We start from the raw sequence: 19,295 nt of genomic DNA, 5'->3' as shown, positions 1-19,295 counted from the left end.
GTCTATGCGTGTGCGCCAACGTCAGTGACGCCGATCAGTGACTCAGATCGACGCCCTTGCAGCGCGTTGGCGGCCGCTGCGGATTGCAGCGCGCAATCGCATCGCCATCCAGGCGCACCTCGTAACCGGTATTGGCCGGCTCGTGTGCGGGAAAGTCGGTGCTCAGCAACTGCGCACCACTGGCCAGCATGCTGTCGCGGCGGGTGGTGTCGTGTTGCTGGGCTTCTTTCAGGTCTGCGTCGGTTCGCGTGCGCACCAGGTAGCCGGCTTTCACCAGCTGCGTGATCATGTCGGCAGGCCCGTCGTTGAGTTCGGTGAATGCGGCATCGTCCTGGCCAGGCACGGCATTGGTGAAACAGACCCGGCCACGCAGCGACGGATGCCCGGGCAGGTAGCTCGCCCCGGCGTTACGTTGGTCGAGCAGAAACACCACCTTGCCGCGCGTCTCGGCCAACGAGGGCCAACCATGCGCACGCACCGCCGCGTTGAGCGTGCGCGCGCTGCCACGCACCTGGTCGGGGCTGACGTATTCGCCCGGTCGAAAGACCGAGCGCAGTTCTGCATCCAATGCATCCATGGCCTTTGCATCGAACGGCTCAGGCTGCACGCTGGGAAAGCCCAGCTGCACGGGCGCCTGCTTGGTTTCCAGCAGGATGAAGATCGGCACGTGCCCGGGGTGTTGCCTGGACCAGGCGCGCACCTGCCGCAGGCAGGCGATCAGCGGCTGGCAGTTGCTGCGTTGATCCACGTCCTGCACGTGCATGACCTTGAAGCCGGGTGCGTCCATCACGCCGTCGGGCGCGCTGGCCGGTGCTGGCGGCAGCCCGGCCTTGGCCATCTGCGCGGCGATCGCCGGGTGCGCGTAGCGACCACCCTGGACATCGGCAAATACGTCCAGTTCCAGTTGCCTGACGCCATCGTCCAGTTGTTGCGTCAGCGGCGGATGGCGGTAATCCAGTGCCGCGAACAACGCGGGATTGAGCTGTTTCAGCAGCGTGGCTTCGCTGGGTGCAAACCCGGCGTGGTAGCTGTTGTGGCTACCGACGTATTGCAGGTCGGTGAGCCGCGGCGCTGCAGCTAGCGCAAGATTGCTGGTGATCAAGGCAGCAAACAGTGCAGCGTTTGGCAGTGTGCTTCGTTTGATGCGCCACTGCTTCGCTTTGCGGTGAATGACTGAACAACGTGCGGGAAAAACCCGGAAAAAACCCATGCGGCGATGCCAGGAAACAAGGTGGTCGCCATCATCCGGGCGTAGCTTGACGCACATCTTTCCGCAGTGTTGCCGTCGTGCGTCAGTCGCTTCGATGCGTGCAAGCGAATCTGGTTAATCGCTAAGAGCGGCTAATAAAACCTAGCGAGCAGTCGTCAGATGGGTACGGGCGGCGCACTCAAAACCGGAGTGCACGCGTGGTACATGCCACACCGAGCACCGAGCACCGAGCACCGAGCACCGACTGCGCCCGCCTGGCGGTGAGCACAGTCTTTTTTTAACTGCTCTACATGACTAGTTTCATTGTGGTGTTGTTCGGCGCAGCGCATAGGCCAGCAATCGTGCCTGCAGACGCTCGCCAACCGTGCGCGGTGTGTCCAATGCCATGCGCTGCAGGCAGGCCGCGTCGTCGGCCGTGTCAGTAGCGCGCGATGTCATTGCACGCGCCAGCGTCGCCAGCGTCGCGCCCTTGCTGGCGGTGGCGCGTTTGAGCCATGTCAGTGCGCGTAGCAAGCGTTGTTCGATCGCGGTGAAATCGCTGCCAAGCGGATAATCGGGCAGGCTGCCATCGCGTCGAAATGGCGCCAATGCCTGTTCAAGCGCGTCGGGCGTGTTGCGTTGTGTGCGCGCAGGTAACACGGGTGCCGTGCGCAGCTTGCGTGACTGGGCGGCCTGCGCAAGCAGCGCGTCCTGAAAGCGCGCATCGCAGATGCCGGCCATTTCCACCACGCACTCCTGATCGGTCTTGTGGCGCAGATCGGCGATGCCGTACTCGGTGATGTAGATGTCGCGCAGATGGCGGGGAATCGTGGTGTGGCCGTAATTCCAGCGCACATTGCTGGCGGCGTCTGCGCCGGCATCGCGGGTGGCGCGCAGCATCAAGGTGCTACGTGCCTGCGGCAAGGCGTGCGCCATTGCGACAAAGTTGTACTGCCCGCCGACGCCGGAGACCACGCGGCCATCTTCCAGGCCGTCGGACACCGCCGCACCGAGCGCGGTGGCCATCATGCAGGAATTGAAGAAGCGTGCATCGCGGCGCTGCAGCCGCTCCAGTGCTTCATTGCCGCCATACAGCTGATTGATCTCGCTGATGCGGCGCATGCCGATGGCATTGCGGATGTCGGCATCCAGATCGCGCAGCCATTGATAGAAGTCCGGCGAGCCGAGATAGAACGCGCCATGCAGGAACTCGCCTTCGGTTGCCAGGCACGCTTGGTCGGCGGCATCCGCACTGCCGTCGGCGATGCGCTGCATCAGCGGTAGATCGTCGTGCACCTTGCGACGGATCACGCCGCTGTCCACCAATTGCTTGAAGCCTTCGTTGAGCATTTCGCTGCAGCCATACAAGCCAATCGCAAACGGCTCAAGGCCGCCGCTGGCACGCACGCTGGGGTGCGCCTCCAGGCTTGGATCCAGCGCCTTCAGCACGCGGCGATAGGTTGCATTGTCGGTATGCCGCAGCACCAAGGCATGACTCAATGCGTCGGCCAGCGTGCCGATGCCGATCTGCAAGGTGCCGCCATCGCGCACCAGCGTGCTTGCATACAGGCCGATGGCGTAATCGACGGTCGTCACCGGTTGCCGCGGCAGGCCGAACAGACGCGGCGAAGGGCCGGGCAGGTCGATGACCAGGTCGAAGAACGCTGCATCCACCGCGGCAGCGCCACCCATCCACGGCAGCTGCGGGTCCACTTCGGCCACCAGCAGCGGGCGTGGCAGGCCCAATGCCTGCACGGCGTCCAGCGTGTCCTGGGTGATGTCGTTGTTGCACGACAGCGACAGCCGCGTACCACCGGGTTCGCGCGCAACTTTCTGCGCGATCAGGTTCGGCGCGCGCTGCGCCACTGCGGCCGCGGCATGCGTGTAGTTCAAGCTGGTGTAATCGGCCTGCGCCTGCGTGGACTGCAGCAGACCGCCGGACTGCATGTAGAACTCTTCCACCTGCACATGCGCCGGCAAGGCATCGCGCAGCATGGCATCGACATACGCAAGTCGCGGGAAGTCCTCGCCGAAGTGACGTGCGATAAAACCAGTCGCAAAGCGCGCCTCAAGCCCCTTGCCCGGCCTCGGCGGATTGAGCGACAGCGCGGTGTACAACGCCAGCGGACGTGCGGGCGTGTTCTCGATCTGCGCGTACAACGCGTTCAACAGCCGATGCGGCTTGCCGATGCCCAGCGGTGCACCCACCCGCAACGGACCGTCGATGCGTTGCAGGAGCTGCGCGACCGCAGTGTCCAGATCAGTGACGTATGTAGGCATGCGCGAGAGCGTAGCCGAAAGCGCTGTGGTGGCAACACCGACAATCGTCGGGCGACTCCCGACAGTGCGCAACGAATCGCTTCTGCAGAAATTACAATTAGGTAACAACTGGCTCATGGTCACGTAATCGAGCGCGCCCAGGATGCGCAGCATGATCACGTCAACCACCCCCGCCGGTTTTTGCTCCCGCCATGGATTTGCCAGTGCCAGTCTGGTCGAGGCCACGCATGCACAGCGGCAGGAGGTGGAACAGTTCATCGCGGCGGTTTATCTGCGTCGCTATGGCGCGCAGCTGCGCAGCTTCTTGCCACACTTGCTGGCTTATCGCGATACCAATGGAGTGCTGCTGGCGGCGGTAGGCGTGCGGCTCGGCAGTGCCGGTCGCCTGTTTGTGGAGCAATATCTGGATGGCCCGGCCGAGTCGGCGCTGGCTGGGCGGATGTCGGTGCCTGTCGCGCGCTCGGGCCTGGCCGAAGTCGGCAACTTCGCCGCGATCAGCTCCGGCAGTGCGCGCGCGCTGATCCCGCAGATGACCCATGCGCTGCATCACGCGGGCGTACGTTGGGTGTTGTTTACCGCAACCCGGACCTTGCGCAATACCTTCGATCGGCTGCAGCTGCAGCCGGTGGCCTTAGCGCCAGCGTTGCAGTCGCGTGTGAAAGACGACGGCACCGAGTGGGGCAGTTACTACGCCACCCATCCACATGTCCTGTGCGGCGATGTCGCCGCCGGTCATGCGTTCCTGCTTTCGCGGCAGGCGCTGCATCCGCAGGCCGCGCGCTGGGGTGTCGAGACGACGCTTTGCCAGGCCGGAGTAGGCGCATGAGCGCGCGGTTCGCCGCGCTGCTCGGCGCCCTGCATGGCCATGCGCCGCGCGTGCTGACCGCCGCAGGCAGCCTGGATGCGCAGGACCTGTCCGATGCCGTGGTGGGGCTGGCCGCACGCCTGCAGACAGCGGGGCTGACGTGTGTCGCCAGCCGTCTGGACAACGGCCCGGGCTGGTTGATCCTGGATCTGGCGCTGCGCCTGATCGATGCGGTGCACGTGCCGTTGCCGACATTCTTTTCAGATGCGCAGGTGGTGCATGCGTTGATGTCCAGCGGCGCGCAATGCGTCGTGACCGACGCGGCAGCCGCCGCGCCTCCAGGCACCCATGGCGCGATGGCGGCGCTGCAGTTCGATGCACTGCGCGCCTGGCGGGTGGAAGCGCTCGCGCAGACCATCGTGCTGCCGGCCGACACCGCCTGCATCACCTACACCTCAGGCACCACCGGCCGTCCCAAGGGCGTGTGTCTGTCGGCCGACAGCCTGTTGGCGGTGGCCGGCGCGTTGGTGGATGCATCGGCCGCGATCGCGCCGCGTCGGCATCTGTGCCTGATGCCGTTGTCCACCTTGCTGGAAAACGTCGCCGGGCTCTACGCGACCTTGTTGTCCGGGGCGCAGGTTGCGCTGCCGTCGCTGGCGGAAATCGGCTACAGCGGCGCCAGCGGGCTGGATGTGCCGACGCTGCTGCGGTGCCTGCAGCGTTATCAACCGGAGAGCGTGATCCTGGTTCCGCAGTTGTTGTTGGCATTGGTCGGTGCGGCGGAGCAGGGCGTGGCGCTGCCTGCATCGTTGCGCTATATCGCCGTTGGCGGCGGCCACATCGGCCCGAGTCTGCTGGCGCGCGCCGCAGCGTTGGGCCTGCCGGTGTTCGAAGGCTATGGGCTGACCGAATGCGGCTCGGTGGTCTGTCTCAACCGTCCCGGCGCGCTGCGTCCCGGCAGCGTCGGGCAGCCGCTGGCGCACGCCCAGGTGCAGATCGTCGATGGCGAGATTCACGTCGCCGGCGTGCGTGCGCTGGGCTATCTGGGCGAACAGCCGATGCCGTCGGGACCGGTGCGCACGGGCGATCTCGGGCGGGTGGACAGCGATGGGTTCGTCCATATCACCGGGCGGCGCAAACATGTCTTCATCACCGCGTTCGGGCGTAACGTCTCGCCGGAGTGGGTGGAAAGCGAATTGCTGCAGCATCCGTTGCTCGCCCAGGCCGTGGTCTGGGGCGAAGCGCAGGCCGACAACGTCGCGGTGCTGTGGCCGCGTCGTCCCGATACCAATGATGCGGCGATCGCCCGGGCGCTGGCCGAGGTCAACGCCGGCCTGCCCGACTACGCACGCGTGGCGCGTTTCGTGCGCGCCGATGCTCCTTTCAGCGCACATGACGGCCTGCTCACGGCCAACGGCCGCCCCCGGCGCGACGCAATCCTGGCGCGCTACCAATCCGACGTCGATCGCAGCTATCGATTGCCGGCCACTGTTTCTCTCGGAGTTTCACTATGACCTTCTACACCTCCCTGCTGGCGCAGACCCAGGCCGAGCGCGAACGCATGACGCAGGTGCCGATCATCCAGGCCGCACTCGTCGGGCAGATTGCGCGCGCCGATTACGTGGCGTTTCTCGCGCAGGCCTACCACCACGTGCGGCATACCGTGCCGCTGCTGATGGCCTGCGGCGCGCGGTTGCCGGCGCGGCTGGAATGGCTACGCGAAGCCATCGGCGAATACATCGAAGAAGAGATGGGCCATCAGGAGTGGATCCTGGACGATCTGGTGGCGTGCGGCCAGGCGCGTGAAGCGACCGTCCTCGCCGGGCCATCGCTGGCAACCGAACTGATGGTCAGCTACGCCTACGACACCATCCAGCGCGGCAATCCGGTCGGTTTCTTCGGCATGGTGCTGGTGCTGGAAGGCACTAGCGTGGCATTGGCCACGCGCGCGGCCAATCAGATTGCCCAGTCGCTGGAATTGCCGCGCAACGCCTTCAGCTACCTGCTCTCGCATGGCGATCTGGATATCGAGCACGCCGGTTTCTTCGAAGGCCTGATGAATCGCCTCGACGACCCGCTCGACCAGCAGGCGGTCGTGTATGCGGCCAAGCGCTTCTACGTGTTGTACGGCGATCTGTTTCGCACCTTGCGCGCCGATGGCGTGCGTCTGGCGGAGGCGGCGTAATGGATCTTCGGGGCAGGTGCGTGATTCTCACCGGGGCCAGTGGCGGTATCGGCAGCGCGTTGTGCGCGCAGTTGGTGGAGGCGGGTGCGACGGTGGTGGCGGTCGGGCGTACGCCGGCGACCTTGCAGCGCCTGGCCGACATGCAGCCGGCTGGTCGCGTGCTGCCGGTAGCGGCGGATCTTGCCAGCGCAGCGGGCCGTGCGTTGCTGCTGACGCGGATACAAGCGCTGCAGCCCGCACCCTCGGTGCTGGTCCTTGCGCATGCGCAAAGCCACTTCGGGCTGTTGCAGGAGCAGGATCCGGCCGCCCTGGAGGCGTTGGTGCACTTGAACCTGACCGCGCCCATGCTGCTGGTGCAGGCGCTGTTGCCACTCTTCTTGAGGCAGCCGGAAGCGGCGATGGTGGCGGTCGGTTCCACGTTCGGCAGCATCGGTTTTGCCGGTTTTGCCGGCTATAGCGCGAGCAAATTCGGGTTGCGCGGGCTGTTCGAGGCCTTGGCCCGCGAACATGCAGATACGCAGGTGCGCTTTCAGTATCTGGCGCCGCGCGCCACTGCTACCAGCTTCAATCCTGCCGCTGTCGATGCGCTCAACGTGGCGTTGGGTACGGCCGTGGACCGGGCGGAGGACGTCGCGGCAGCGCTGTTGCAGTCCATTGTGCGTGGCGATGCGCGTCGGCAGTTGGGCTGGCCGGAAAAACTGTTTGCCCGGCTCAACGGTGTGCTGCCCGAATTGGTGGACCGTGCGTTGCGCAAACAACTTCCCCTCATCCGCCGCCATGCGCGGCCCGGCAGCGTGGCTGCCACACAGGAGCTTTCGCATGAATCGCAATGACTGTCGGCTGCGCATCTTGGCCGCACTGGCGATGTGGGTGACGACCGGTGCCAGTTGGGCGGCCGGTCCGGCGCCGCAGGTGGCGCAGCTACAGGATCGCTGGGCGGTGATCACCTACCAAACTCCAAAACCAGAGCGGGTTGCGGCGCTGGAAGCGCTTGCGCAGCAAGCCGAGCAGGTCCGTCATGCCTTGCCGGACGATGCCGATGCCTTGATCTGGGACGGCATCGTGCGCTCCAGTCTGGCAGGCGAAAAAGGCGGTCTGGGCGCATTGGCGCAGGTCAAACTCGCACGCACGGATTTCGAGGAGGCGATCAAGCGCGCACCGCGCGCGCTCGATGGCGCGGCCTACACCAGCCTGGGTGCGCTGTATTACCAGGTGCCTGGTTGGCCGATCGGATTCGGCGACGACGCCAAGGCGCGCACCTTGTTGTATCAGGGTCTGGCGATCGACCCTGACGGGCTCGATAGCAATTATTTTGTCGGCGATTTTCTGCGTGATCAGAAGGATTGGGCCGGTGCCGCAAAGGCCTTCGAGAAAGCCGCTGCTGCGGCGCCCAGACCAGGCCGGCAGATTGCCGATGCCGGCCGCCGCAAGGAGCTTGCCGCCAGGTTGGCAGATGTGCGCGCGCAGCTTGCCAAGCACTGAGCCGCCTTACAGACTGGCTCACATGCGCATCTTGTTGGTCGAAGACGATCTTTCGCTGGGCGAAGGCATCCGCACCGCCTTGCGGCGCGCCGCCTATGCGGTGGACTGGGTACATGACGGTGTCAGTGCGTTGATGGCCTTGCAGGAAGACACCCTGGACCTGGTGATCCTGGACCTGGGGTTGCCGCGCATGGATGGGATCGAGGTCATTCGCACCGCCCGCGCCCGCGCGCTGGATACGCCGATCCTGGTGCTCAGCGCACGCGAGCGCGCCGCCGATCGTGCGCTGGGCCTGGATGTGGGTGCCGACGATTACCTTGGCAAGCCCTTCGATATCAACGAGCTGCTGGCGCGCACGCGCGCACTGCTGCGACGTGCGGCCGGGCGTGCGCAACCAACCCTGCAAGCCGGCGCGCTGCGGCTGGATCCGGCCGGGATGTCGGTGCGCTGGCACGGCCGCGATCTGGATCTGACCCGGCGCGAATTTGCCCTGCTGTGGCTGCTGATGGAGCAGCACGGTCGGCCGATCGGACGCGAACGCATCCAGCAACATCTCTATGGGTGGGACGAGGACGTCGCCAGCAATGCAGTGGACGTGCATGTGCATCAGCTGCGTCGAAAACTCTCTCCAGCGCTGATCCGTACCGTGCGCGGCATCGGTTACGCGCTCGACGAACAGGCCGCCCAGGCCGCCGCCGTGCCGCCGCAATGAATTCGATCCGTCGCGTGCTGTTGCTGGCCTTGCTCGGCGTACTGTCGTTGCTGATGTTGGCTGCAGCTGGTTTCAGCTATCGCGCCGGCCTGCAGGAAGCTGGCGAAATGTTCGATGCACGCCTGGTGCAATCGGCGCGCGTGCTGGTGTCGTTGGTGGATGAGCCCTTGGGCGATCTGCCGCAAGGCGAGCCGATCGTGATCCGTGGATGGCACGGGCAGGCGCAAGGCGTGGGCGACGCGCTGGCGTTCAAGGACGGCCATGCCTACGAAACCAAACTGGCGTTTCAGGTGCGCAATGCGGGCGGCGCGTTGCTGCTGCGCTCTGACAGTGCGCCTGCGCAGGCGCTGGCGCCGCTGCACGCCGGCTATGCAGATGTGCAACTGCCCGATGGGCAATGGCGTACGTTTACCTTGCACTCGGCGGGTGGGCGTTGGTTTCAATCGGCCGAACGCGCCGACATCCGCGAAGAGCTTGCCGAAGATATTGCGCTGGGCACGTTGTTGCCGTTGCTGATGGCATTGCCGTTGATGGCGCTGTTGATCTGGGCCGTGGTGAACTGGGCCACGCGCTCGCTGGTACGGGTCTCCGACGAGATCGGCGAACGCGACCCGAAGCGTCTGCAGCCGCTGCAGCCGCTGCAGCCGCAGCACATGCCGCGCGAAGTGCATGGCTTGGTACGTGCGGTCAACGGGTTGATGGACCGCGTGCAGGAAGGGTTGGAGCGCGAACGTCGCTTTATCGCCGATGCTGCGCACGAACTACGCACACCGATTGCGGCGTTGAAAGTGCATGCGGCCAATCTGCGCCTGGCCGCCGACGCGCAGGAACGTGACGAATCGCAGCAGCAACTCGATGCCAATGTGCTCCGCATCGAACGCATGGTGGCGCAATTGCTTGCCTTGAGTCGGGTCGAAGCAGTCACTGCCTTGCCACGGCGCAGCGTGAGCCTGGATACCTTGGTGCGCAGCGAATCCGAAGACGTGTTGGCGGTTGCGTTGCAGCGACAGCAAGACGTGGAACTGGCACTGCAGCCGGTGCTGGTGCTCGCAGACGAATCCGCACTGTCGCTGCTGTTGCGCAACCTGCTGGAAAACGCGGTGCGCTACACACCGCCGGGTGGCCGCATCCGGATCAGCACACACGCCGAACCGGTACCGATGTTGGTCGTGGAAGATTCCGGGCCGGGCATTCCGGAAGCTGCGCGCGGACGTGTCTTCGACCGCTTCCATCGAGAGCTGGGCACCGGCGTGGAGGGCAGCGGCCTGGGTCTTTCGATCGTCCAGGACATTGCCCAGGCGCACGCAGCGCAGGTCCAGCTGGACGACGCGCCAACGCTCGGTGGCTTGCGTGTCAGTGTGCGATTTGTGGACAGTTCCGCCGACTGAAGTATCCAGGTGTTACGCCGTGCGTCTGGCTTGGGAGCCACGGCCGGTGCCCAGTGCACGTCGCAGAGAGTGCCGAAATAGCGGCCCTGCGCAGCGATGTCGTGAGGATGTTGCTGCGCATCGACGCGCATACGCAGATACCCGCCCACAGGCATGCCAAAAGATTGCAGTGCAGGCAAGGCCGGCGCTGGTGGATCCCGCCAAAAAAGCGTGACTCATGCTTGACAAAGTCTTCGTTCACAGTTGTAATCGTTAAAAATTACAAGCGTAATCGAATGACGATCAGCGATGCGGAAGCGGTGGTGATGCAGGTGCTCTGGGACCAGGCACCGCGCACGGCGGACGAGGTGGTTGCCGCGCTGGCGCAGACCCATTGGGCCGAGCCAACCGTCAAGACCTTGCTCAACCGGTTGCTCAACAAGGGCGCCATCGCAGCGCAAAAAGAGGGGCGCAAATACCTCTACACGCCGCTGCTGCAGCGCGACCATTGGGTGCAGCAGCAAAGCGAAGGGCTGCTGCAACGCCTGTTCGGTGGGCGGGTTGCGCCGCTGGTGGCGCACTTCAGCGAACGCGGAAAGCTCAGCGCCTCCGACATTGCCGAATTGAAGCGTCTGCTCAAGGAACTGGACGATGAGCCCTGAGACGATGAGTCCTGATGCGCTGATGTGGCTGCGCGCCACGCTATACACCACGGTTGCGTTGCTGGCGTGCCTGCTGCTGCGCCGTCCGCTGCGTACCCAGCTGGGCGCCACGGCAGCCTATGCACTCTGGGCGAGCGTGCCGCTCGCGTTGCTGGCGGCAGTGCTGCCTGGCCCGCCGATGGGCGCGGTGGTAGTGCAGCTGCCGGCGCTGGCTGCCATCCCGTTCGCATCGGATACCGGCACTGGCGCGCCAGGCGTGCAGCAATGGCTGATTGCGGTGTGGCTGGCGGGCGCCGTACTGAGCGCGGTCATCATGTGGCGTGGCCAGCGGCGCTTCATGCGCAGTCTCGGTGCGCTGCATGCGTTGGACAAGACGCTGTGGCTGGCCACGCATGATGTCGGTCTGCCCGCTTCGTTGGGGGTCTTGCGGCCACGGATTGTGCTGCCGATCGATTTCACCACGCGTTACAGCGCCGATGAGCGTGCCTTGATCCTGGCCCACGAGCGCTTGCATATGCGCCGTGGCGATCTGCAGGCCAACCTGCTGGCGACCGTGCTGCTGTGCATCGGCTGGTTCAATCCGCTCCTGCATCTGGCGTGGCGTGCGTTCCGGCTGGATCAGGAACTTGCGTGCGATGCCGCCGTGCTTGCGCGGCATCCGGACAAGCGTCGCAGCTATGCCGGCGCGATGCTCAAATGCCAGTTGGGCGACAGATGGTCGCCGTTGGCGTGCCACTGGGCCGCGACGCATCCGTTGACCCAGCGCATTGCCGCGCTACGTGCGCCTGCGCTGGAGGTGCGGCGTGCACGGTGGAACGTGCGTATGGTGGTCTCGCTTGTGACCGTCGCCAGTCTTGCCTGTTGGGTCATCCAGCCTGCGCGTCTGAGCGCGACACCGACGCCCGGCACTGCAGTGGATTTCAGTACGATGCAACCGCCCAGTTACCCAGCCGAAGCGATCGCTGCAAACCTTGCAGGCCTTGTCGAGTTGCAGATCGACGTCAGCCCGAGCGGTGCGCCCGACCATGTCGTGATCGTGCACAGCCGGCCGGCCGGGGTATTCGATCAGGCCGTGCTCGAGGCAGCGCGTCACTGGCACTTCAAGCCCGCGATTGCAGACGGCAAGCCAGTCGCTTCCCGGGTACGTGTGCCGGTCCGGTTCGAGCTGGATCCGCCGGAACAGGTGGGTGCATCCAGCGATGTGGGCGGCGACCAGCGCCTTGCGTCGCAATCCAGTCGCACCGATGGCTGCGTGGCATCCACAGGATGCGAAAAAAAATGAGCACTGCAATGAAGTACGGTCTGGAATGGTGCAGCCTCGTCGCGCTGAGCCTGTGCGGATGCGCAACGCAGCGCATGGTTGAGCAGGAGCGCAGCCAGCGTGAGGATTCGGTGGATCAACGCATGCTGCCGCCGCAATCGGGTGGCGGTGGCGCTGCTGCGATAGCCGCGTACACGCTTGCGGAAACGCAGCGGTTCCGCATGCCGCGCGCCTTGCGCAGCGAAGCCCCGGTGCTGCCGGCCGATTCGCCACGACAGACCTTGCCGGCAACCACGGTATGCGCGCATGTGATTCTTGCCGCCGACGGCGCAGTGCAGCGCGTGGACCCCCTGTCCGATCGCGACGAGTGCGTGGCCGGGCTACTGCCGGAGAACGCCGACTTGCTGCAGGCTGTGCGCACAACCGTGCAGCACTGGCAGTTCGTGCCCGCCGCACTGTGCACGTATGCACCGGGTGTCGCACAGCCTGCGGCACTGGACGATTGCACCGGCGCAACGCATGAAGAACCGGTACCGGTGACGTTGTCGTTCGCGTTTACCTTCGAAGTGCGGCAAGGCAAGGTGAGTGTGCGTACCGGCAAGGTTGCGCAATGACGGGGCGTGATTGCGACGTTTGATTTGCGCGTGCGCAGTAACGGCTGTCTCGAGCAGTGACGAACAACCATTCGTCATGCAGGCACTGGCATGGCTAAAGAGGTAGCGCAGCGATCGTCTGCAATGTGCGGACGATAACGCGCGGGTCACCGTGATGGGTGTCGGCTCAACACGAGTGCTGGCCGCATACAGCGGACAGTCCGCACCGCCGCCGTATCGCCCATCAACGTCTCACTCCAGCACATGCACGCTGTCGGCAATGCGCTGCACTTCGTCCGGGTTGTGGCTGACGTACAGCATCGGCAGACGGATCTCGTCGCGCACGCGCTGCAGGTAAGGGATCAATTCCTCGCGACGCGCCTGGTCCAGTGCGGACAACGGTTCGTCGAACAACAGGATGGCCGGTTGCGACAGCAATGCGCGGCCGATGGCCACACGCTGCGCCTCGCCACCGGACAGGTTGCGCGGGCGGCGTTGCAGCAGCGGGGCGATACCGAGCAGGGCCACCACGTCGTCGAATCCGAACGGCGCCGCACCACGCGCATGCCGGCCGTAGTGCAGGTTGCGCCGCACATCCAGATGCGGGAACAGCCGCGCATCCTGAAACACATAGCCAATGCTGCGTCGATGCGTCGGCACGTCCACACCCTGCGCGTGATCGAACAGGCAGTACCCATCGATGCGGATATGCCCGGCCTGCGGCCGCACCAGGCCGGCGATGGCATTGAGCACGCTGGTCTTGCCGGCGCCGGAGGGGCCAACCAATGCCACCACGCGTGCGTCGTCCTGGATACGGATGCGCCGCTGAAAATGGCCACGTTGCAGGTGCAGATCGAGATCCAGCATCACTCGTCCTCGCGTCGGTACTGCCTGCGCACCAACCACTCCGACAACAGCAGCGCCGCCAGCGAGATCGCCAGCGCCACGCCGGCCAGACGCCACACGCCCGATTCCATGCCCGGCACCTGCATCAAGCCGTAGATGGCCGACGACAGCGTCTGCGTCTCGCCGGGGATATTCGACACAAAGGTGATTGTGGCGCCGAATTCGCCAAGCGCCTTGGCAAACGCCAGCACCACGCCGGACACCAGGCCCGGCCAGGCCAGCGGCAGGGTGATGCTGAAAAACACCCGCCACGGCCCCGCGCCGAGGGTGGCGGCGGCCGCTTCCAGGCGGCGGTCGGTGACCTCGATCGACAACCGGATCGCGCGCACCATCAACGGGAATCCCATCACCGCGCAGGCCAATGCTGCACCAGTCCAGCGGAACGCAAACTGCACGCCAAAATAGTCCAGCAGCCAGCTGCCGATCGGCCCCTGCGTGCCCAGCATCACCAGCAACGCATACCCGGTGACCACCGGCGGCATCACCAGCGGCAGATGCAGCAATGCGTCCAGCAGCGCCTTGCCCGGAAAACGGCGCCGCGCCAGCAGCCAGCCGAAGGCGATGCCCGGCGGCAGGCTGGCGATGGCGGCAACCAGCGCGACCTTCAGGCTCAGGCCGATCGCGGTGACTTCTTCAGCGGTGAACATCGACAGGCAGGGTGCCTCACTCCTTCAACGAAAAGCCGCGACGCACGAAGATCGCCTTGGCCGGCTTGCTGCTCAGCCACTGCACAAACTTGGCGGCATCGGGCGTGCTGCTGTTTTTCAGGACCGCCACCGGATACACGATGGCGTCGTGGCTGTCTGCGGGGAAGGTGGCGACCACGCGCACCTTGGGCTCGGCGCGTGCGTCCGAGCCATAGACGATGCCCAGCGGCGCTTCGCCGCGCGAAACCAGCATCAGTGCGGCGCGCACGCTCTCCGATTCGGCCAGGCGGTTGCTCAGCCCATCCCACTGGCCCAGTTTGCGCAGCGAGGCGGCGGCGTACTTGCCGGCCGGCACGCTGCTGGTCTGTCCCACCGCCAGGCGTCCGTTCTCGCCAAGCGCCTTGGCGATGGCGCCGGGTGTGCGTGGATCCCCCCGCACCTTACTGGTGGCCGGTGCGATCAGTACCAGCGTGTTGCCGAGCAGGTTGCGGCGCTGCGCCGGCACGACCAGGCCGCGCTGTTGCAGGTAGTCCATCCATTCCAGGTCGGCCGATAAAAATACATCTGCCGGCGCGCCTTGTTCGATCTGCCGCGCCAAGGCGGAACTCGCCGCATACGACACCCGCACCGGCGTACCGGAGACTTTTTCGTAAGCGGCGGCGGCCTCGTCCATCGACTCCTTGAGGCTGGCGGCGGCGAACACGGTGACCGGCGGGGTCTGCGCAGAGGCCAGGACGGGCAAAGCGAGCATCAACGCACACAGGGCGCGTTGCCAGAAGCCGATGGTACGCATGGGAATGTCCAACCGAGGGAAGGCACCGATGATAGCGGCTGTGCCCGACCGGCGTGGCGAACGCCAACGGGCGCTACGGAGCCACGTCCTCGCAGCGGCCCGCCTGAAGGTTTGCCTGCAATGCGGGCCGGATCAGTTTCGGCTCGGGCAGGGTAGCGTCGCGTGCCTGCCGTTGGGCGACGAATGCTTCGACATCGACGCCATCGCGCACATGGACATTGCTGCGCCGCTGCTCGCCAATGGTGGTCTGATGCGCCACTGCCCGGCCACCGGGGCCATAGTCATGGCAGACGAACACGCGGGTGTCGTCGGCAAGCGCGTACAGGCGCTGGATCGATGCGTACAGTTGCCGCGCATCGCCGCCAGGAAAGTCGCAGCGCGCCGTGCCCGCGTCGGGCATGAACAACGAATCGCCGGGAAACAGCGCATCGCCGATCAGATACGCAATGCTGTCGCTGGTGTGCCCGGGCACCGCAATGACGCGTACCTCGATGCCGCCAAGCAGAAAGCGTTCGTCATCGGCAAACAGATGGTCGAACTGCGAGCCATCGGCGCGAAAGCCCTGCGGTAATGCATAGCGCGGCGCCAGCGTCTGCTGCACCTGACGGATTCCCTCGCCGATCCCGACCCGCGCCTGGGGCCACTGTTGCTTCAGCCATTGCGCGGCCGACAGATGATCGGCATGCGCGTGGGTTTCCAGCAACCAGTGCACGTGCCAGCCGCGTTGCCGGATGGCATCGACGATGGCCTGCGCGGTGTGCGTCCCGACGGCGCCGGTGTCGGCTGTATAGTCCAGCGCCGGGTCGATCACCACTGCCGCGCCGGACGCCGCATCGGCGACCACATAGGTGAAGGTGTTGCTGTCGGCATGGAAGAACGCAAGAACCTCGGGTTGCATCGCTTATCTCCGTCTCAGGGTGTGGCCAGTGCTGCATTGAGCACGGCGGCCAGTCGGTCGCCTGCCAGCCGCAACTGCGTCTCGGCGATCGGACGATAGGTGGCGATGTAGTTGGCCGGCAACACGTGCGCGGCGGGATAGACGCCCGGCGTGATGGCGATCTTGCACGACGCTTGCGCCCATGCCGCAGCCGGCGGCGGCAGCGTTGCAGCGACCGCGCTGGCGGCCGGCAACGCCAGCAGGCGTCGCAGATAGGCATCGTCGCTGAGGTGGCGGTCGTTGAGCATGCCGCTATCCCACAATGCGTGCAGGTTGCTGCCCTTGCCATCGACCTGCAGCTGAAAATCGTTGCCGCCCTTGTCGTGCGCGTAACCGGCGTGCATGGGCTGATGGATATCGCCGACAAAATGCACCACAAACTTCAACGCCTGACGACGCGCGTCCAGCGGCTGGCTGCGGTCGGCAAGCACGGAGGTCTGGCGGTCGAGTGCGGCGATCACGCAGTTGCCATCCGGGCAATCGCGCGGCGGCGCATAGCCGCAGTCGTGTTCGGCGAGGTTGACGTAATGCCACGGCCCCGAACGCTTGCCCAGATCCGGATCGTGTTCGCGCACTTCATCGGCCCAGCTTGCGACTCCGTGCAGGGTCGGATCCGGCTCGCCGGCAAGCAATTGCGCCACTTGCGCGCGCGCCTGCGGGCTCAATTCGGTTTCGGCAATACGCGCCACCAGGCGGTGGCCCTGCGGGCCCCAGGCGAATGCGGTGACGGGCTGAATGGCCGCGGTCAGCGCCACGGCAAGCACAACGAACGAAGGAGAGAAGGTTTTCATCCCTCGATTGTACGCAACCGTCCGCGACCGTTTGATGGCTGTCGCTGCCACGTTGCCGCGCAGCAGCGCGACGGCGGCAACGCGATCAGTAATAGACCAGGTACGAGATGCCATAGGTCAACGGATCGACCCGCGCCTTGCCAAGCCGCGTGCCGTTGAAATCGACATTGCTGCGCGAATCGGTCCAGCGTGCATCCACGCGCAGCCCGCTGCGGTCGTTGAAGATGAAGTCCACACCGACATGCGCGGTGGCGCCGACCGAGTCGCCAAACCGCAGCTCGCTATTGCCGAACGCTTGCTCGGTGTCTTCGCCCAGGAAGGTGGTGTAGTTGATGCCGACGCCGACGAACGGCGACACCGTGCCGTAGCCATTGATGTGGTACTGCAACAACACGCTGGGCGGCACCGACCAATAGCTCCCCACCTTGCCGACGCCTTCCAGCTCGAGATCGTGCTTGCCGGCAACGGCGGCATGCACCTCGATACCGAGGTTGTTGCGGATGAAGTATTCGTAGGTAAACGACAACGTAGGCGCGCCTTTGATCTCGGCGCGTGCGCCGCCGAAGTTGCCGCTGTCGGACTTGGGCGAGACGTAGCCCGCGCCGTAGCCGGTCGTCCAGTGGCCGGCCGACTGTGCAAGCACGGGAGTGGCCGAAGCGGCCAATGCGATGGCGAGGGCGGTGCGGATGAACATGCTCATGGAATCCCCGGTAGGTCGGACAGGCGTTCGACGTGACCGACCTGTCCGCAACTCCGGCGGTGGATGCACGTCCCTGGACGTCAAGTGTGCCAGAGATGCACCGCGCTTGCCGCTGTGTCTCAGAGTGGCTGATAGAACCTGGCGAGCAGTCGTCAGGTGGGTGTGGACGGCGCGGAGGAACCGGAAGTGTACGCGTGGTCCATGCCGCACCGAGCACCGGCCGCGCCCGCCTGGTGGTGAGCACAGTCGGTTTGTTAGCGGCTCTTAGAACCGGTAGACGTACGCCGCGCCGTAGACCAGCGGGTCGATATTGACCGTGCCGATGCGGGTGCCGTCGAGGCGTGCTTCGCTGTCGATGTCGATCCAGCGTGCGTTGACGCGCAGCGCGCCGCGCTCGCTGAGCTTGAAGTCCAGCCCGGCATGCAGGGCCAGGCCCCACGAATCGTCCAGTTCCAGCTCGCTGCCGGCCAGCGCGCCGCGGGTATCGGTGCTGAAGAACCGCGTGTAATTGATGCCGGCGCCGACGAAGGGCGACACCTTGCCCTGGCTGTTGAAGTGGTACTGCAGCGACACTACCGGCGGCAGATGTTTGGTGCTGCCGACGCGGCCCAGCCCGCGCAGGGCGATGTCGTGCTCGAACGGCAGCGCTGCCAGTATCTCGATGCCCAGGTTGTCTGCGATGAAGTATTCGGCCGTAAAGGTCGGTTTGATGTCCTTGCCCACGTCCGCTTCGAGCGTGCCGCCGACCAGACGGCCATTGTCGGATTTGGGAGCAACCTGGTGCGCGCCGACGGCAACGGTCCAGTCGCCTTTGGATTGAGCCAGTGCGGGGACGCTGGCCAGGCTGGCGGCCAGGCCGGCGAGCAGAAAGGTAGAGCGCATGCGCATAAAGAGTCTCGTTGTGTGGAGTGGATGGACAAAGTCTTGTGGGTTTGCGCCGCGGCCGCCTTGATCCTGATCAAACCAGGGCCGCGACCATCCGGCTCACCGCGATGCCGGTGGTGATGGGTCGACGGCAGCGTCGCTGCGCAGTGACAGCAATGTTGGGTGTCCTGGCGCTTGTCGCAGGCAGGCCGCATGTTGGATGTGCGGTGCGCTACAGATCGCGCCACCGTCGGCGGGGGAGGTGTACCGACGGTGACATGCAGCGGGCCGCAGACAGCGGGCGGCGTCCTCCTAGGCGCCCGCACTTACTTGGTCTTGGCGACCTGCGGGGCATCCACTTCCGGCATCGCCGAGCTGTGGTGGTTGATGATCAGCCACTTGCCGTCGCGCTTTTCGTACACGAAGGTGTAGCGCGCCTGCACATTGCTCTTCTTGCCGGCCTTGTCGGTCAGCGTGAAGGTGTACACGCCCGCATCCACCGCGCTGTCGTCATCGAGCACGCGCACGGTGCGGTAATTGACCACGCCCTGCGGCTTTTTGGTCAGGAACATCTCGAAGTACTTTTCGATCTGCTCGCGCGAGGCACGCACTTCGTTGGAGACCGTCGGCAGCAGGACGCCATCGGGTGCATACAGATCGGCCACCTTGTGCGGGTTGCCCGTCGCCAGCGCGGCGTTCCAGGTATCGAACAGCGCGGCGACTTCACGTGCTTCACCGTCGACAGGCAGCGCCGCCTTTTCGGTGTAATGCATCACGCCGGCGGCCAGCGCCGGGGTGGCAGCCAGAGCCAAAGCCAGAGAGAACAGGGTGCGACGCATGGGAAATCTCCGTGTAGTTGATTGGGTGCCTCAGCAGGCAGGGCCAGTATCGAAATCCACGGAGCGCCGAAATGCTGCTGTTCGGCATATGCATGAATACGCTTTTCGGCGTAGTTGGTTGAATTGCAAGTGTTTGAAAATTAAATATTTTCGTATGATCTTGTGCGTGCGGTGCCGTTTATCGTTGATGCGTCGAACTGCCTATTGGGTGCGGCAGGGACCATGGGTGCGCACGCTCGGGCGAGCACGCGACGCGACCCAGCCAGGCACCAGCCTCACTGC

20 protein-coding genes and 2 other RNA genes are annotated in these 19,295 nt (G+C 65.2%); 10 read left to right on the top strand and 12 right to left on the bottom strand.

All coding sequences use genetic code 11. The features are described 5' to 3' along the window. Positions 1-34: 34 nt before the first annotated feature. From XdyCFBP7245_RS16135 to XdyCFBP7245_RS16125, 3 genes are all read right to left on the bottom strand, one after another. A complete protein-coding gene (locus XdyCFBP7245_RS16135; RefSeq protein WP_386261772.1) occupies positions 35-1,210 on the bottom strand; it encodes a phosphatidylinositol-specific phospholipase C1-like protein in 1,176 nt (391 codons plus the stop codon). Between the two features lie 129 nt (positions 1,211-1,339). Then, positions 1,340-1,416: non-coding RNA, sX9 sRNA (locus XdyCFBP7245_RS16130), on the bottom strand. A 94-nt stretch (positions 1,417-1,510) separates the two neighbouring features. Continuing rightward, entirely contained in the window at positions 1,511-3,469 is a 1,959-nt protein-coding gene (locus XdyCFBP7245_RS16125; protein ID WP_104616560.1) for an acetyl-CoA hydrolase/transferase C-terminal domain-containing protein, read from the bottom strand. 142 nt (positions 3,470-3,611) lie between these two features. Between XdyCFBP7245_RS16125 and XdyCFBP7245_RS16120 the strand changes: the two genes are divergently transcribed. From XdyCFBP7245_RS16120 to XdyCFBP7245_RS16075, 10 genes are all read left to right on the top strand, one after another. Next, positions 3,612-4,295: a thermostable hemolysin gene (locus XdyCFBP7245_RS16120; protein WP_372469479.1), complete on the top strand. Its 684-nt coding sequence runs from the start codon at positions 3,612-3,614 to the stop codon at positions 4,293-4,295. Beyond that, positions 4,292-5,788 (top strand): AMP-binding protein, encoded by a 1,497-nt coding sequence (locus XdyCFBP7245_RS16115; RefSeq protein ID WP_104616559.1) that lies wholly within the window; start codon positions 4,292-4,294, stop codon positions 5,786-5,788. Before XdyCFBP7245_RS16120 ends, XdyCFBP7245_RS16115 begins: the two co-directional genes overlap by 4 nt. Then, complete coding sequence (locus XdyCFBP7245_RS16110) at positions 5,785-6,459, top strand: iron-containing redox enzyme family protein (RefSeq protein WP_104616558.1); 675 nt, start codon at positions 5,785-5,787, stop codon at positions 6,457-6,459. Before XdyCFBP7245_RS16115 ends, XdyCFBP7245_RS16110 begins: the two co-directional genes overlap by 4 nt. After that, the gene (locus XdyCFBP7245_RS16105; RefSeq protein ID WP_104616557.1) at positions 6,459-7,292 is read left to right on the top strand and encodes an SDR family oxidoreductase; all 834 of its coding nucleotides are present in this window, start codon (positions 6,459-6,461) and stop codon (positions 7,290-7,292) included. Before XdyCFBP7245_RS16110 ends, XdyCFBP7245_RS16105 begins: the two co-directional genes overlap by 1 nt. Next, positions 7,279-7,941: a hypothetical protein gene (locus XdyCFBP7245_RS16100; protein ID WP_104616556.1), complete on the top strand. Its 663-nt coding sequence runs from the start codon at positions 7,279-7,281 to the stop codon at positions 7,939-7,941. Before XdyCFBP7245_RS16105 ends, XdyCFBP7245_RS16100 begins: the two co-directional genes overlap by 14 nt. 22 nt (positions 7,942-7,963) lie before the next feature. Then, positions 7,964-8,653 (top strand): response regulator transcription factor, encoded by a 690-nt coding sequence (locus XdyCFBP7245_RS16095; RefSeq protein ID WP_104616555.1) that lies wholly within the window; start codon positions 7,964-7,966, stop codon positions 8,651-8,653. A 17-nt stretch (positions 8,654-8,670) separates the two neighbouring features. Then, positions 8,671-10,041 carry an ATP-binding protein gene (locus tag XdyCFBP7245_RS16090; protein ID WP_104616572.1) on the top strand — a complete coding sequence of 457 codons (1,371 nt, stop codon included), beginning with the start codon at positions 8,671-8,673 and terminating at the stop codon, positions 10,039-10,041. A gap of 275 nt (positions 10,042-10,316) precedes the next feature. Continuing rightward, positions 10,317-10,682, top strand: a complete 366-nt coding sequence (locus XdyCFBP7245_RS16085; protein ID WP_104616554.1) for a BlaI/MecI/CopY family transcriptional regulator — start codon at positions 10,317-10,319, stop codon at positions 10,680-10,682. Positions 10,683-10,686: 4 nt separating this feature from the next. Next, positions 10,687-11,964 (top strand): TonB family protein, encoded by a 1,278-nt coding sequence (locus XdyCFBP7245_RS16080; RefSeq protein ID WP_104616553.1) that lies wholly within the window; start codon positions 10,687-10,689, stop codon positions 11,962-11,964. Positions 11,965-11,972: 8 nt separating this feature from the next. Beyond that, positions 11,973-12,557 (top strand): hypothetical protein, encoded by a 585-nt coding sequence (locus XdyCFBP7245_RS16075; protein ID WP_211287718.1) that lies wholly within the window; start codon positions 11,973-11,975, stop codon positions 12,555-12,557. Between the two features lie 231 nt (positions 12,558-12,788). Here the strand turns inward: XdyCFBP7245_RS16075 and modC are convergent, their stop codons facing one another. From modC to XdyCFBP7245_RS16030, 9 genes are all read right to left on the bottom strand, one after another. Then, entirely contained in the window at positions 12,789-13,403 is a 615-nt protein-coding gene (modC, locus tag XdyCFBP7245_RS16070; RefSeq protein WP_104616551.1) for a molybdenum ABC transporter ATP-binding protein, read from the bottom strand. After that, entirely contained in the window at positions 13,403-14,089 is a 687-nt protein-coding gene (modB, locus tag XdyCFBP7245_RS16065) for a molybdate ABC transporter permease subunit (protein ID WP_211287717.1), read from the bottom strand. Before modB ends, modC begins: the two co-directional genes overlap by 1 nt. Positions 14,090-14,105: 16 nt before the next feature. Beyond that, the gene (modA, locus tag XdyCFBP7245_RS16060) at positions 14,106-14,882 is read right to left on the bottom strand and encodes a molybdate ABC transporter substrate-binding protein (protein ID WP_104616549.1); all 777 of its coding nucleotides are present in this window, start codon (positions 14,880-14,882) and stop codon (positions 14,106-14,108) included. Positions 14,883-14,955: 73 nt separating this feature from the next. Further along, a complete protein-coding gene (locus XdyCFBP7245_RS16055; RefSeq protein WP_104616548.1) occupies positions 14,956-15,780 on the bottom strand; it encodes an MBL fold metallo-hydrolase in 825 nt (274 codons plus the stop codon). Positions 15,781-15,794: 14 nt separating this feature from the next. Then, complete coding sequence (locus XdyCFBP7245_RS16050) at positions 15,795-16,610, bottom strand: S1/P1 nuclease (RefSeq protein WP_104616547.1); 816 nt, start codon at positions 16,608-16,610, stop codon at positions 15,795-15,797. 85 nt (positions 16,611-16,695) lie between these two features. Further along, positions 16,696-17,310, bottom strand: a complete 615-nt coding sequence (locus XdyCFBP7245_RS16045; RefSeq protein WP_104616546.1) for an OmpW/AlkL family protein — start codon at positions 17,308-17,310, stop codon at positions 16,696-16,698. Between the two features lie 126 nt (positions 17,311-17,436). After that, a non-coding RNA gene (locus tag XdyCFBP7245_RS16040) (sX9 sRNA) lies at positions 17,437-17,513 on the bottom strand. Between the two features lie 61 nt (positions 17,514-17,574). Further along, positions 17,575-18,198 carry an OmpW/AlkL family protein gene (locus tag XdyCFBP7245_RS16035; protein WP_104616545.1) on the bottom strand — a complete coding sequence of 208 codons (624 nt, stop codon included), beginning with the start codon at positions 18,196-18,198 and terminating at the stop codon, positions 17,575-17,577. 302 nt (positions 18,199-18,500) lie between these two features. Further along, positions 18,501-19,013: an SgcJ/EcaC family oxidoreductase gene (locus XdyCFBP7245_RS16030; protein WP_104616544.1), complete on the bottom strand. Its 513-nt coding sequence runs from the start codon at positions 19,011-19,013 to the stop codon at positions 18,501-18,503. Positions 19,014-19,295 lie beyond the last annotated feature (282 nt).

The organism is Xanthomonas dyei, from assembly GCF_002939865.1.
GTDB classification, from domain to species: Bacteria; Pseudomonadota; Gammaproteobacteria; order Xanthomonadales; family Xanthomonadaceae; genus Xanthomonas; species Xanthomonas dyei.
Note: the sequence above shows the minus strand (reverse complement) of the source record. Positions and strands in the feature narration are given on the sequence as shown.

What these genes read in the sequence shown, in the direction of transcription:
- XdyCFBP7245_RS16135 (WP_386261772.1), bottom strand. Translation starts at nt 1,210, where the DNA reads ATGGGTTTTTTCCGGGTTTTTCCCGCACGTTGTTCAGTCATTCACCGC.
- XdyCFBP7245_RS16125 (WP_104616560.1), bottom strand. Translation starts at nt 3,469, where the DNA reads ATGCCTACATACGTCACTGATCTGGACACTGCGGTCGCGCAGCTCCTG.
- XdyCFBP7245_RS16120 (WP_372469479.1), top strand. Translation starts at nt 3,612, where the DNA reads ATGCGCAGCATGATCACGTCAACCACCCCCGCCGGTTTTTGCTCCCGC.
- XdyCFBP7245_RS16115 (WP_104616559.1), top strand. Translation starts at nt 4,292, where the DNA reads ATGAGCGCGCGGTTCGCCGCGCTGCTCGGCGCCCTGCATGGCCATGCG.
- XdyCFBP7245_RS16110 (WP_104616558.1), top strand. Translation starts at nt 5,785, where the DNA reads ATGACCTTCTACACCTCCCTGCTGGCGCAGACCCAGGCCGAGCGCGAA.
- XdyCFBP7245_RS16105 (WP_104616557.1), top strand. Translation starts at nt 6,459, where the DNA reads ATGGATCTTCGGGGCAGGTGCGTGATTCTCACCGGGGCCAGTGGCGGT.
- XdyCFBP7245_RS16100 (WP_104616556.1), top strand. Translation starts at nt 7,279, where the DNA reads ATGAATCGCAATGACTGTCGGCTGCGCATCTTGGCCGCACTGGCGATG.
- XdyCFBP7245_RS16095 (WP_104616555.1), top strand. Translation starts at nt 7,964, where the DNA reads ATGCGCATCTTGTTGGTCGAAGACGATCTTTCGCTGGGCGAAGGCATC.
- XdyCFBP7245_RS16085 (WP_104616554.1), top strand. Translation starts at nt 10,317, where the DNA reads ATGACGATCAGCGATGCGGAAGCGGTGGTGATGCAGGTGCTCTGGGAC.
- XdyCFBP7245_RS16080 (WP_104616553.1), top strand. Translation starts at nt 10,687, where the DNA reads ATGAGTCCTGATGCGCTGATGTGGCTGCGCGCCACGCTATACACCACG.
- XdyCFBP7245_RS16075 (WP_211287718.1), top strand. Translation starts at nt 11,973, where the DNA reads ATGAAGTACGGTCTGGAATGGTGCAGCCTCGTCGCGCTGAGCCTGTGC.
- modC (WP_104616551.1), bottom strand. Translation starts at nt 13,403, where the DNA reads ATGCTGGATCTCGATCTGCACCTGCAACGTGGCCATTTTCAGCGGCGC.
- modB (WP_211287717.1), bottom strand. Translation starts at nt 14,089, where the DNA reads ATGTTCACCGCTGAAGAAGTCACCGCGATCGGCCTGAGCCTGAAGGTC.
- modA (WP_104616549.1), bottom strand. Translation starts at nt 14,882, where the DNA reads ATGCGTACCATCGGCTTCTGGCAACGCGCCCTGTGTGCGTTGATGCTC.
- XdyCFBP7245_RS16055 (WP_104616548.1), bottom strand. Translation starts at nt 15,780, where the DNA reads ATGCAACCCGAGGTTCTTGCGTTCTTCCATGCCGACAGCAACACCTTC.
- XdyCFBP7245_RS16050 (WP_104616547.1), bottom strand. Translation starts at nt 16,610, where the DNA reads ATGAAAACCTTCTCTCCTTCGTTCGTTGTGCTTGCCGTGGCGCTGACC.
- XdyCFBP7245_RS16045 (WP_104616546.1), bottom strand. Translation starts at nt 17,310, where the DNA reads ATGAGCATGTTCATCCGCACCGCCCTCGCCATCGCATTGGCCGCTTCG.
- XdyCFBP7245_RS16035 (WP_104616545.1), bottom strand. Translation starts at nt 18,198, where the DNA reads ATGCGCATGCGCTCTACCTTTCTGCTCGCCGGCCTGGCCGCCAGCCTG.
- XdyCFBP7245_RS16030 (WP_104616544.1), bottom strand. Translation starts at nt 19,013, where the DNA reads ATGCGTCGCACCCTGTTCTCTCTGGCTTTGGCTCTGGCTGCCACCCCG.